Source organism: Pontibacter rugosus, from assembly GCF_042678745.1.
Taxonomy (GTDB): domain Bacteria; phylum Bacteroidota; class Bacteroidia; order Cytophagales; family Hymenobacteraceae; genus Pontibacter; species Pontibacter rugosus.
Genome location: NZ_JBHTLD010000506.1, coordinates 1 through 632, shown reverse-complemented (window position 1 = coordinate 632; position 632 = coordinate 1). Strand labels below are relative to the sequence as shown.

General features: G+C 67.4%; 1 protein-coding gene. It reads left to right on the top strand.

The window, feature by feature from the left end:
- Positions 1-94: 94 nt before the first annotated feature.
- On the top strand, positions 95-632 hold a 538-nt coding region (locus tag ACFQ2O_RS22165), incomplete at its 3' end, for an NAD(P)H-binding protein (protein WP_377533183.1).

Here is a 632-nt window from a genome sequence, read left to right as displayed (position 1 = left end):
CTTCCGTTTTCTGGCCCGGCCGATGTCATTTTCAGGGCCGGGTATTACTCGTTGAGTTTGCCTGCGCCGGGTTTTTTGCCACCTTTAAACCCACATGACTCAACCTGTCTCTTCTGCCTCGCTCCTTACCGTGGCCGTACTGGGCTGCGGCTGGCTGGGGCTACCCCTGGCCCAGGCGCTGATGGCCGCCGGCTACCCCGTGCGCGGCACCACTACCACCCCCAGCCAACTCCTGACCCTGCGCGACATCGGCATCCAGCCCTTTCTGCTGCGCCTCGCCCCCACTCTCCTAACCACCGACGCCGACACGCTGCGCGTGCTGCTACAGGGCGTAGAGGTGCTGCTACTGAACGTGCCACCGGGGCGCGGGCCCGGCCAGCCCGAAGCTTACCCGGTTATGCTTAGCCACGTGGCCGAGGCGGCGGCCGAAGCCGGGGTGGCCCATGTGCTGCTGGTCAGCTCCACCGGCGTGTACCCCGATGAGGCCCGCCCCATGCACGAGGACGACGCCCAGGCCTCAACCGAAGCAGACTCGCACTTGCTGCGGGCCGAAGCGCTGTTTCAGGGCCCCACCAATACGGTGGTGCGGATGGCGGGCCTGATGGGCCCCGGCCGGCAGCCGGGCCGTTTTC